At 67.7% G+C, this 10,367-nt stretch carries 18 protein-coding genes; 6 read left to right on the forward strand and 12 right to left on the reverse strand.

All coding sequences use genetic code 11. The annotated features are described in order from the left end of the window. Positions 1 to 34 precede the first annotated feature (34 nt). The 11 genes from ACFWP7_RS04920 to ACFWP7_RS04970 form a co-directional block, all read right to left on the reverse strand. The gene (locus tag ACFWP7_RS04920; protein WP_384376036.1) at positions 35 to 196 is read right to left on the reverse strand and encodes a hypothetical protein; all 162 of its coding nucleotides are present in this window, start codon (positions 194 to 196) and stop codon (positions 35 to 37) included. 10 nt (positions 197 to 206) lie between these two features. Next, on the reverse strand, positions 207 to 878 hold the full coding sequence (locus tag ACFWP7_RS04925; RefSeq protein ID WP_384376039.1) for a hypothetical protein: 672 nt from the start codon (positions 876 to 878) through the stop codon (positions 207 to 209). After that, a complete protein-coding gene (locus tag ACFWP7_RS04930) occupies positions 875 to 1,420 on the reverse strand; it encodes a hypothetical protein (RefSeq protein WP_384376041.1) in 546 nt (181 codons plus the stop codon). Before ACFWP7_RS04930 ends, ACFWP7_RS04925 begins: the two co-directional genes overlap by 4 nt. Continuing rightward, a complete protein-coding gene (locus tag ACFWP7_RS04935) occupies positions 1,417 to 1,809 on the reverse strand; it encodes a hypothetical protein (protein ID WP_384376044.1) in 393 nt (130 codons plus the stop codon). Before ACFWP7_RS04935 ends, ACFWP7_RS04930 begins: the two co-directional genes overlap by 4 nt. Before the next feature lie 82 nt (positions 1,810 to 1,891). Then, a complete protein-coding gene (locus tag ACFWP7_RS04940) occupies positions 1,892 to 2,218 on the reverse strand; it encodes a hypothetical protein (protein WP_384376047.1) in 327 nt (108 codons plus the stop codon). A 102-nt stretch (positions 2,219 to 2,320) separates the two neighbouring features. Next, positions 2,321 to 2,719, reverse strand: a complete 399-nt coding sequence (locus tag ACFWP7_RS04945) for a DUF2637 domain-containing protein (protein ID WP_384376049.1) — start codon at positions 2,717 to 2,719, stop codon at positions 2,321 to 2,323. 98 nt (positions 2,720 to 2,817) lie between these two features. Then, complete coding sequence (locus ACFWP7_RS04950; RefSeq protein ID WP_384376052.1) at positions 2,818 to 3,498, reverse strand: hypothetical protein; 681 nt, start codon at positions 3,496 to 3,498, stop codon at positions 2,818 to 2,820. Continuing rightward, positions 3,495 to 3,683 (reverse strand): hypothetical protein, encoded by a 189-nt coding sequence (locus ACFWP7_RS04955; protein ID WP_384376054.1) that lies wholly within the window; start codon positions 3,681 to 3,683, stop codon positions 3,495 to 3,497. The genes ACFWP7_RS04950 and ACFWP7_RS04955 overlap by 4 nt, the downstream gene beginning before the upstream one ends. Next, positions 3,674 to 5,104, reverse strand: coding sequence for a DNA cytosine methyltransferase (locus ACFWP7_RS04960; RefSeq protein WP_384376057.1), 1,431 nt, complete (start codon positions 5,102 to 5,104; stop codon positions 3,674 to 3,676). The genes ACFWP7_RS04955 and ACFWP7_RS04960 overlap by 10 nt, the downstream gene beginning before the upstream one ends. Before the next feature lie 306 nt (positions 5,105 to 5,410). Continuing rightward, complete coding sequence (locus ACFWP7_RS04965; RefSeq protein WP_384376060.1) at positions 5,411 to 5,785, reverse strand: hypothetical protein; 375 nt, start codon at positions 5,783 to 5,785, stop codon at positions 5,411 to 5,413. Continuing rightward, positions 5,782 to 6,432 (reverse strand): hypothetical protein, encoded by a 651-nt coding sequence (locus ACFWP7_RS04970; RefSeq protein WP_384376062.1) that lies wholly within the window; start codon positions 6,430 to 6,432, stop codon positions 5,782 to 5,784. Before ACFWP7_RS04970 ends, ACFWP7_RS04965 begins: the two co-directional genes overlap by 4 nt. Positions 6,433 to 6,906: 474 nt before the next feature. Here ACFWP7_RS04970 and ACFWP7_RS04975 point away from each other — a divergent pair, with 474 nt between their 5' ends. Both ACFWP7_RS04975 and ACFWP7_RS04980 read left to right on the forward strand, forming a co-directional pair. Beyond that, positions 6,907 to 7,560: a hypothetical protein gene (locus ACFWP7_RS04975; RefSeq protein ID WP_384376065.1), complete on the forward strand. Its 654-nt coding sequence runs from the start codon at positions 6,907 to 6,909 to the stop codon at positions 7,558 to 7,560. 187 nt (positions 7,561 to 7,747) lie between these two features. Then, complete coding sequence (locus ACFWP7_RS04980) at positions 7,748 to 8,128, forward strand: DUF6221 family protein (protein WP_384376068.1); 381 nt, start codon at positions 7,748 to 7,750, stop codon at positions 8,126 to 8,128. Between the two features lie 140 nt (positions 8,129 to 8,268). Here ACFWP7_RS04980 and ACFWP7_RS04985 read toward each other — a convergent pair whose 3' ends face one another. Next, positions 8,269 to 8,970, reverse strand: a complete 702-nt coding sequence (locus ACFWP7_RS04985; RefSeq protein WP_384376071.1) for a TIGR02391 family protein — start codon at positions 8,968 to 8,970, stop codon at positions 8,269 to 8,271. A gap of 54 nt (positions 8,971 to 9,024) precedes the next feature. Here ACFWP7_RS04985 and ACFWP7_RS04990 point away from each other — a divergent pair, with 54 nt between their 5' ends. The 4 genes from ACFWP7_RS04990 to ACFWP7_RS05005 all read left to right on the forward strand — a co-directional run bounded on the left by ACFWP7_RS04990 (position 9,025) and on the right by ACFWP7_RS05005 (position 10,282). After that, positions 9,025 to 9,270, forward strand: a complete 246-nt coding sequence (locus ACFWP7_RS04990; protein ID WP_384376073.1) for a hypothetical protein — start codon at positions 9,025 to 9,027, stop codon at positions 9,268 to 9,270. A gap of 154 nt (positions 9,271 to 9,424) precedes the next feature. Continuing rightward, complete coding sequence (locus ACFWP7_RS04995; RefSeq protein WP_384376076.1) at positions 9,425 to 9,568, forward strand: hypothetical protein; 144 nt, start codon at positions 9,425 to 9,427, stop codon at positions 9,566 to 9,568. A gap of 5 nt (positions 9,569 to 9,573) precedes the next feature. Further along, positions 9,574 to 9,825, forward strand: a complete 252-nt coding sequence (locus ACFWP7_RS05000; protein WP_384376079.1) for a hypothetical protein — start codon at positions 9,574 to 9,576, stop codon at positions 9,823 to 9,825. 181 nt (positions 9,826 to 10,006) lie between these two features. Then, entirely contained in the window at positions 10,007 to 10,282 is a 276-nt protein-coding gene (locus ACFWP7_RS05005; protein ID WP_384376082.1) for a DNA-binding protein, read from the forward strand. The last annotated feature ends 85 nt before the right edge of the window (positions 10,283 to 10,367 follow it).

Below are 10,367 nucleotides of genomic sequence, written 5' to 3' on the forward strand. Positions count from 1 at the left end.
TGCTTGGCGGCTGTCGGCCGCCCCGGGGATCTGCTCAGGCGCAGGGGTTCGCCTTGATCTCGGCGACGAGGGCGCTCAGCTCCTCGGCGGTCACCGCCTCGGCCTTGGCGGCCTCGGTGGCGGAGATGACGATCGAGTGGGCGTAGTCGGTCGCCCCGTCGGCCATCGCCTGGCGGTACTGCGCGGCGTAGTCCATGAGTCCTCACTCATTCGCGTTCTGGACGACGTTGACGTGCGTCCGGTTGGGCTGCTGGAGGTCGGGGGTGAAGGTGGCCGTGGCCCCTCCCCCGAGGTTCCGGACGTACGGCGTAGTAGCTGTAGCCGTAGCCGGGTTGACCTGCTGCTCTACGCCTTCCGGAGAGGGGCTCAGGAGGGTGGGGGATGTCCTGGCGGTGGACCCCCACGGCCACCCCGAGGCCCGGCACACGGACGCTGTGGCGCGTGGGGATCCCCGCGGCCTCCAGGAGCTTGCGGACGTCCTTGAGTGACCAGGACCGCCCCTCGGTCTCCTTCGTGAGCTGAGCGGCGACCTGGGCGAGGTGCACGCCCTTGTGGTCACCGGCCAACTCCCAGAGCAGGTCCGCCAGATCGTCGGGGTGGAGTCCGGCGTCCTTGCTCTCGGACTTTTCCTGAGCCGGCCGTGCTGCCCGCCAGGCCGCGACGCACCACAGGAGAGCGAAGCCCCACATCGACGCCGTGGAGGCCGTCAGCAGGCTCCAGACGATCGCCACGGGGATACCGAGGAAGGCCAGACGGATCACGAAGTCCGAGACCTTCTCTCCAGCCTTCAGCCACTCCACGACGCCCCGGGCCGTGCTCAAGGTCAGGGTCGAACTCCCCTGCGCCAGGCGCTCGATCGCCTTCCGGAACCCGGTCACATGACCGCGCCCGTGATCTTGTCGCCGACCGTGTTGGTGATCGTGACGAGGGCGACCGAGGCCATCCCGGAGAACCCGGCGGACAAGCCGAGCATGACACCCGCGATGACACCCGCCGCGATCTTGCCCTTGAGGAGCTTGGCGCCGGACTTCCACAGGGCCACGAGGATCACGAAGTAGATGACCAGCAGGGCGCATCCGCCGGGGCTCAGGGCCTTCAGGCCCGACCGGGTCACCTCGGGCGTCACGGTGCCTGTCACGGCCGTCAGGGACCAGTTGCCCACCAGGGAGCCGGTGCTGAGGATGAAGGAGGCGGCCGTCCCGATCAGGCCTCCGGCAGCCGTCACCGAGATCATGCCGAGGGACATCGAACTGAGCAGCGGGAGCAGGGCCTTGGGGTCTCTGCCGCCTCCTCCGGGACCTCCCGGGCCTGGCCCGCTCTTGCTGCCCCCGCGCCACCACTTGGTGAGGTGCCAGGCCATGATCGACAAGCCGATCGTCACGGCGCCCAAGCTGACGGTCGCCGTCGTCACGTTGTTCACGACGCGCTCCCGGTCATCGCGTGCACGAAGGCGGTGAAGACGGGCAGGGCCTCCACAGCGCCGAGGGCGGCGGTCCAGGCGATGGCACGCGTCACGAAGCGCTGACGGGCGTGGTCGAAGAGGATGGCCGTCCCGAGCGCGGCGAAGGCCATGAACCAGGCGCCCGCGAGGTGCTGCTCCCGGTGGACATCCCGCAGGGCGGCGGCCCAGCAAGGGGCCGTGACGAGGGAGACGGCGATGGCCTTGGAGTTCCGGCCGATCTGCATCCAGGAGAAGTCCCAGCCGGGCCCCCGGGGCTCGTCCTGGGTGACGTGGACGTGGACGGTGGTGGGCTCGGGCGGACTCGCGTAGTACGGCGGGTAGTCCGGCCGAGGAGGTATGTCGGGCATAGCGATCTCCGGGCATGCGGAGGTACGCGTGCGTCAGCCGACGGCGAGCACAGCGCACCCCGAAATGGGTGTGAGGACTCGCTCAGGCGGCGAGAGCGGAGGGCAGGGTCTTCAAGTGGGGCTCGGCGGCCTCCACCCTCTTCCTGCTCTCCCGGGCCGTTCCCTCGGACGAAGGGAGTCGGGCCTCTTCCAGGGCTTCCGTCATGTGACGGGTGGCGGGACGACGGTTGCCGAGGGCGTCGTACAAGGCCCGGATCACCAGGTCGATCCGCTCGCGCTGAGTCGGCGGCTCCTGGGTCTTCTCGGGCTCCTCGACGGGCTCCGGCGCCTCTGTCACCTCGTGCTCGTCCACAGGGCTGTGGACAGGCTCCTGGTCCTCCTGCTCCACGGCCTCCACCGGGGGCGTCATGGGCGGACTGACGAGCGCTGGCGGAGCCGTCAGGACGCCCTGGCGCGCAGTGAGGAACTCGTGGACCTGGCGCATCAGGACGCCGAACGCGAGCAGGGCGGCTTACGGCGGGACAGCGGCCGTCACATAGTCGAGCGGGTCGTCACTGACGCCCACGCTGGCGATGTTCAGGACGATCGAGCCCAGCGAGCCGGCCGCCGTGAGCACGATGGCCCAAGGGTCGACCCGGCTCATCAGTGAGGCGCGCAGGATGAGCAACTCGCCGATCGCGATGAAGGCGTCGACCGTTGCAGGCCAGGCCCAGGCGCGCTCGCCCTGGAGGCGGTGCGCGGTGGCGAGATCGTGAAGGCTCTCGAACGACAACCAGAAGCTGACGGCGGTCAAGGCGGTCGTCAGGACGGCGGCAGCGATGGCCAGGCCGACCTGGGCGTCCATGCGGACGCGTACGGGCGTCTGCCCTGCCAGCCCAGGGGGCGGCAGGGTAAGTTCATGCTCGGGCACCGGAGGTCAACTCTCCTGTGTCAAGGGGACCGGGCTTATGCTTGGCGGCTGGCCCGGTCCCCGCTGGACGTTCTTCGGTTGTACGAACCACAGTAGCGTCAAGGACCGTCAGTGGCCGAGGACTTGACGCCCTCATGGGCACGCTGTGCCTGATCCCGCACGAGACCGTCATAGTCCAGATGGTCGAGCTTCACGCTAGGGCAGAGGACGCACTCGGCGGCCCAGTCCCCGGGGAAGTACCGGACGAGGGTCAGGCCCTCGCACGAAGGGCACGTCACCCCCCTCAGCAGTTCTTTGCGGGGCTCCGTCATCGTGATCTGCTGGGTGGTCCTCACCAACTCCCGGATCTCCGCCTCGAAGTCGACGACCCACTCCTGCTCGCAGACCCACGCGAGGTGCTCCGTCAGCCGGGTCGTCAGGGTCGTCACGTGCCGCCTGACGGGCGGGAGCCGGAGCCCCTCGGTCACGACCTCGGCCCAGGACGCCAGGACCTCCAAGAAGGGCACGGCGCCCGTCTGGTCCTCGGCGTCAGTGACAGCCCTCCGCGACGCGGGGCCGAGGAGGTTGAGGACCCGCTCGTCGCCCGGCACAGGGGCGTGGAGGCGCTTCGAGGAGCGTCCGTCACTGCCTCCGCCCCGCACCCGCTGACGGCTCAGCGTCAACCATGCGAACTGCTCCGGAAGTTGGACGAGGAGCCCGCGGAGTCGGCTTCGGCACCTGTCGCACGTCCGGCTCTCGGACTGGCCGGAGCAGACGTAGCACTCGAACCACTCGGTCATGGGTGTACCTCCAGGACGTTCAGGCGGAGCAACAGGGCGAACTCGCCCCGGGTGGCCCCCGGCGGGATCGCGGGGACCTGGCGGAGGACGGCCGGCTCACCGGCGGTCAGGGCGAGGAGCAGCCCGAGGCCCATCAGCTCCTCGGGCTGCTCGCTCAGCACGTCGGCGAGGTCGGTCAGGCGCATAGCGCAAGGGAGGGTTCGATGTCCTCACCGGTGATGCACTCGACCAGCGCGCTCATCAAGATCTCGGCGGCGTTCGGGGTCACTGCGTTGCCGAGCAGCCTCACGCGCTCCCTCTTGGTCCCGAGCAGCCGATAGCCCTCGCGGAAGCTCATGGCCCGGCCGATCTCCTCGGGCTCCAACATCCTGAACAGGCAGTTCTCGGCCTCGATCTGGGCCTTGAGGAGGGCGTAGCGGTCCACGGTCGTCAGGGCTCCCAGAGGCTGGCTCAGGGGCCGGGCCCGGCTGTTGCCGTAGTACGGGAGCGCCAAGTCCTGACCCGCTACAGCCAGGTCCTCGGTGACCAGGCCGTGGTGGTTACCGGAGGCCGTCACCGTGCACAGCGGGTCCTCGGTCGAACGGTGCTTGCTCGCTCCGCCGCGCAGCTCGGCAACGAACGGGGTGAAGGCCACTCCAGTCTCTCGCCGGGTCGTCATCGTCCGCGCGGGCTCGTCCAAGGGCTTCGCCTGCTTGCCGAGCCGCCCTTCCACGGGAACGACGAGGTGACGGGCATACCGCTCCAGGCCGTCCCGGATGCAGGCCATCGTCTTCTCGGCGAGAGGCTTCTTCCGGTCCCCGATCCGCTGGGCAGGGAGAGACCAGTCGACGGTCGTGCTCGCCGGGAGGGTGACGGGCTCGACGGTGTGGTCACAGCCGGGGCGGTCGCAGTGGTACGCGTACTGGCTCTTGAAGCAGCCCCACGGCTCCCGGTCGGTCCTCTTGAAGACCTGACGGCCTCGTACGGCGCCGTGGTCGGGGCACGTGGCGTGCGGCCTCAGCCACTTCTCCCAGAGGGGCCTACGGCCCAACGAGCGGTGCCAGTACCCGACGTACATCCGGTCCCTGGACTGCGGAGCCCACAGGGCCCTACGGCTGTGCGCGTGGGTCGAGTTGATGTAGAAGATCTCGACGTCGTAGCCGAGGAGTTCAAAGCCCTTGCGCCACGCATCGAAGAGGTTCCAGCGCTGGAAGTCGACGACGTTCTCGACGATGCCGCCGAGCACCGGCCTGCCTCTGAGGAGCATCCGCTCCAGGTACCTGAGCACGTCCCACGCGGTCGCCCGGGACCGCTCGGCAGCGTCGGCCGGAAGGACCTCACCGTGCTCGTCCGGGACCTGATCGAGCTGAATGCGCTTTCGGCCCGAGGCCACGCTGTGGTGCGTGCACTCGGGGCTCGCCCACAAGATCTCGACGTATGGGAACCGGCGGAAGTCCGCCTGCGAGACGTCGCAACACTCGTGCTGCGCTCCCGGGAAGTTCAACTGGTGCGAATCGATGGCCAGTTGCCAGTGGTTGAGGACCACCGTCAGCACGGTGCCGGGGACACAGAGGATGCCCTGAGAGCTTCCGCCGCCTCCGGCCATGAAGTCGGCGACGCGGATCAACGGGCCCTCCGCAGACGGCGGACGACCGCGACGATCAGGCCGAGCGTGATGACGGCGGCGATGGCGTGGAGGACGAGGGTCGTGATCACGCGACTTCCCCCGTCCACAGGTGGTGGCGCCGCGACACCCATTCTTGCTCCCGCAGGACGAGGAGTGCCTCACTGACGGTCGCCCGGTGCAGGCCGACGGCCTTGGCGATCTAGGTGGCCGTCTGGGCGCCGGGGCAGATGAGCATGTGGACGCCGACGACCTTGGCGGACGGCTTCAGCTCCTGGTCATGGACCAGCTCACCGAACCAGCGGGGGTTCATCGGCCGCTCCGCTCGGCGTAGGCCGCGAGGACGTGGCGGTGGTGGAACAGCTCGACCTCGACGAAGCCCAGGACCGGGTCCAAGTCCTCGACCGTGAGGTAGCCGTGGGCTGGCTCGTCCATCACGGGGTTCTGGGGCTCGCCCAGGAGCTGGGCGGTCTGAGGCTCGGGGATCAGGGCCTGACCGCAGATGCCGGAGCCGTGGCTCTGGGCGCAGCGCCACCGCTCCATGACGGCAGCCGAGCCGATCTGGATCAGGCGGGCCTCGCGCTCGTCGACCTTCTGGACGCCCATCTCCAGGGCGTTCTTCGCGTTGACGGCCAGGCGGCCGGAGATGACCAGGTTCAGGTCATCGAGAGAGGTGACGTTCATGCCGCGACCTCCAGGGCCTTGCGGGAGCCGACGAACTCGGCGGCCCTCAGGCCGTTCTGGCAGGCCCGGCAGTAGCGGCGGGTCGTGCCGCGCGGGTCGGTGTACACGAAGCCGTGCTCGGCGTACGGGTGGTCCGAGGGACAGTGCGTCTTGCGCTGCTGACGCGCACCGGCCAGGCCCGCGCGGATGTTGGCGCTGTGGCTCTGGAGCTGGAGGTGCCCGGGGTCAGGGTTCACGCATCGGCGGTGGAGGCACTGAGGTCCGCCCTCGCAGGTCTCGTCCCGATCGTGGCAGCGGTGGCCCAGGTGGACCTTCTCCCAGCCCTTGGGACCGAAGACGTACGCCGGGGGTGAGCCGTGCTCCAGAGCCCAGAGGATCATGTGGGCCCGGACGGTCAGGCCCGCGAGGCTGAACTCCCCGTAACCGTCTCGGTTGACCGAGGCGGTCCAGGTCCAGCAATCGGTGGACGCGGTGGGGGAGTTGAGGTCCTGGTGGACCTTCGAGTTCCAGCGCTCGATGGGCTCGTCGCCCTCGCCGAAGAGCAGGGCGTCGTACCAGCGACGCACGGGGATCAAGACGGGCTGCTCGGCTCCGTCCACCCTCGCCATGGAGGGGATGAAACGGGTGAGATCGACTTTCTGCGCCATAGCGCACTCCTCGGGATGTAAAAGTCCCTGGTGGGTGGGGTGTATCTCCTGAGGAGTCGTGTCGAATTTACCACATGAATGTCGGCAGATTCAACGCGAGTGTGTATTCACTAACGCCTCGGTTTTTAAAAACGAATACACCAGAAAATGTACGAGGAGACGCTCTCCAGGAATTCCTGTGGAGCTACCTAAGGCGTGTGTACGCGTCTCGCGAGGGCCTATCCTGGCCCGTACACGACGAAGCCCCCGGTGTAGGAACCGAGGGCGACGTCAGCGGAATTTAAAAACCGCAGTTGGTCTGAGAGGAAGCGAAGGCCTCTGAGACCGGCACTCCGTCCCATCTCATTGACCCGGAGTACCTATGAAGCAGTCCCCGAATTCTAGCGGCCGTGACGCCATAATGCGGTTCTGAGTGCGCGTATCGGCGAGAAGGCCCAGGAGGTCCTGGCCAAGGGGATGAAGAACCTCTCGGAGATGACCGAGCTGACCTCCCTGACGAGTCCCGGGCAGGCCCTGGTGATGCTGGACCCGAGCTTGGACCTCTGGTCCGAGCATGAGGGGGACGTGACGACCGCCGTGCCGTCCCTGGGTCGCCGTGCGTGGAGCTTGGCCGCGATGTGCGGTCTGGAGGACGTGGTCCTCTCCGTGGACGACGTGGAGGCCCTGACGGGGCTGACCAAGCGGGGAGCCCAGGCGCTGCTGAAGCGGATGGCCGAGGCGAACTGTCTGCTGGTCCAGAAGGTCCGCCAGGGCCGGAGCTTCGTGTACGAGATCTACTGGGGCTCGTGCTTCCGCAAGGACGGCGAGTGGTTCGACAACTGCTACGACCGGCACTTGATCCGCAACGCTCGGGCCGCGAGGGACCAGGAGATCCAGGCGGCCTCGGCCCGTCGTGGGACCCCGGCGGGGTTCCTCGCGTATCGCCTCAGCACGGCCAACCCGAAGCGGGAAGCGTACCTGGAGGCCAACCCGCTCCCGGCGGACGCTGACGGGGTCTGGAGGGCCTGGTGGAAGCCGGGGACGAGATGGCTCTGTACGAGCACCTGCGGGCCCAGGAGGCGGAGGCCGGACCGGTCCCGAGCACCCCGAAGACCCTGGTCGCCCAGGTTGCCGAGGCCGACAAGGTGAGGCGGCCGGCTCAGGGATCCTTGGTGGCCGCGGTGGTCGACTCGGAGAAGCTCGCCGCCATGAGGGCGCGCGTCGTGGCGGAGTCGTACAGGTGACCCGAAAGAGTGTCAGGAGCCCGTTCGGCAACGCAGGTTGACCGGTTGGGCCGATGATGTCCCATCGGTGCTTACACAAGGGGGGAACAGTGATGGTGTACGTCGACTTGGCAGACGTGATGGATTTCCTAGAGGCCCGTCTCGTTGAGGACGAGACGGAGGCCAAAGAGCTGAAGCCCGGAAAGAACCAGAACGTGGCACGGTTGCGGGACCGGGTCCTCGCCGACGTCGAGGCGAAGCGCCGGCTCATGGGCTGGGTTCAGGAACTTCCGTGGTCGCCACAGGACAGGCCCCGCTCCATCGTGGAGGGTGCGATCGTGAACGCGGTCGCCAATATCCCGCTGAAGCTGCGTAGCCCGGTGGTCTTCAAACTCGTTGAGGCGTACGTCGGCCACCCCGAGTTCCGGCCCGAGTGGGGGCCGATCGAGGACGAGTGCAAGCTCAGCACCCGTACTCAGGGCCACTCTGTCTGACCCGCCGGGACCGAGGGCCTGTCACTGCTTCACGCGGTGGCGGGCCCACGCCTGTTCGGCTCCTGGAGTCGGCTGACTCGTGGGAATCTCGCCGTGACCTCCGAGGAGCGTCAGGGCCGTGGCGAGCGACGTGGGTGAGGTCAAGTCGCGGTCTCGACTGTGCACTCCTCGATCCACCGCGCGATGACGGAGAAGGTTGCCAGGTACTCCAGCGCCTCCTGTTGAGTCCAGTTCACCTCGTCCTCATGCGCGGCGAGGTTCCGGATCGCCAAGAAGGCCCCGGCGGACATGTACTTGGCGCCGTCCTGTCGGGCTCTCCACGTCGGGGTACTCCGGTCCCCGTCGAAGCGGAGTCGGGGCTTGCCCTCGGCTGGTGCCTTCATGTCGAAGCTCTGCATGCAGAGGTCCGTCTCGCCGATGTCGTGGCGATTCAGCTTTTGCTGGAGACGTCGGTTCACCGTACGGGCGGCAGCGAGGACAGCGTCCTGGTGGGCTCCAGCGGCCCACAGAGGTGCGGCCGGTTCCCAGGCCCAGGGGTGCAGGGCGTCAGCGGAAAGCCCTGGCCCTCGGGCCTGACGGAAGGCATCGAACTCCTCCTGGTTTGCCGCCAGTTCGCGTGCATGTACCGCAGCCTCACGTGCGGGGCCCCAACGCTTCTGCTTGGTGCCGACTTGCACTGTGTAGTCGCCGAGTCCCTGCACGTACTCGTTGGCGATCTGTCGTACGACGATCTCCTTTCGGACAAGGGCCTCCTCCTGGGAAAGGCGACGAACCCAGTCTCCAAGGCCGTCGATGCCATCGATGAACTCGTCGAGCTTCTTGATCGCCCAAGCGTCATCCATGCTCGGAGGGTAGGGCGAAAAGCTCGTCTGAAAACGGTTTTTAGGGGAGGTTCGATGAGCCCCACGGGGCGTCAGAAGGCCCTCCAGCGGCACGGGTTGACCGAGACGCCCGAGGGTCTGGACGTGACCTGGCAGGGCTTCCAGAGGGCCGCCAAGCGGGCTCTGGAGCTGCGGGACGCCGGGAGCGAGGAGGCAGCTCGGATGGTCGCCCTGAGCCCCGACCATCCGCTCCGCTGGGAGTACGCGCGGTGTATCCAGATCGAGGCGTTCACGAACGAGATGAGCGACACCGGATTTTAAAAACCGAACCCCCTCTCCAACAATTCCTGGGCGTTATGCCGCCACCAAGAAAAGCTGTATTCTTGCCCCCGCGTAAGCCCTCTCCGGCCTGGATGCCGGAGGGGGCTTCGCCCATTTTTGGGCGTCTCGTTTTTAAAATCCGTGGGGAGTGATCATGGCCCAGTGCGTGACGTGCGAGGACGGCAAGTACAACTGTCCTCCGGTGTGCCCGTACATCCCGCCCGGAGGCACGGCGGAACAGGCCATGGCCGACCTCGCTGCGGATTACGAGCCCGAAGTCTTCGACGGGGATTGGTGAGCGGCATGAGCAGCGGAATGGAATGGGTCTTGAAGGCCCAGTTCGAGGCCGGAGGAGGAGACCGAGTCGGTCTCTTCGCTCTCGACGACGGTCACGTGGGGATCTGCTGGGCGTACGCGCCCTCCCACTCGATGCAGCTCGTGAGCTACGACCCGGAGCAGGGTCGGCACTTCTTCGACACGACCCGGCGCCAGTACGAGGAGCCCGAGGGCCTGACCTTCGACAGTCGTACCGAGTGGCAGAACGGGTGCCTGTGATGAGCGCCGTGTGCTCCGAGTGTGGCGAGCCGGCCGTCCAGGCCGCGCCCAGTACCTGGGTACCCGCATGGGGCCCGGCGCCCGAGTGGTCCCATCACGACGGAGAGCCGCTGTGCAACGTCCCGGGGACCAACCACGCGGGCGAGTCCACGTACATCCCGTGCCCGCCGGAGTTCGTGTGATGACCGAGGGGCATGCGCTGCACACCTACGAGGAGGCCGCCCAGGTCCTGAGGCAGTCCTCGGACTGGTGGCTGCGCCGCAACATCTCCGGCCTCCCTCACGTGAAGATCGGACGCCGGGTCCTGTTCACGGATGACGACCTGGCCGTGATCCTCAAGATCTGCCGGGTCCGGTCGGCACCCGTCTCCACCCCCGAGGCTCCCCCTGCCCCGGCGCCGGTGGTCCCCCTGCCGGGTCTGGTTCCCTCCCGGGCCAGGCGCCGCAAGACGAGCTGACCGCATGACGAAGCCCCTGACCGGCGAGATGGCGGATTCTCGGGGTCCTCGCAACACCTGATGGCTTACGTGGCCGTCAGTAGAT

Origin of the sequence: Streptomyces sp. NPDC058470, from assembly GCF_042721055.1 — a bacterium.
In the GTDB taxonomy this organism is placed as follows: domain Bacteria; phylum Actinomycetota; class Actinomycetes; order Streptomycetales; family Streptomycetaceae; genus Streptomyces.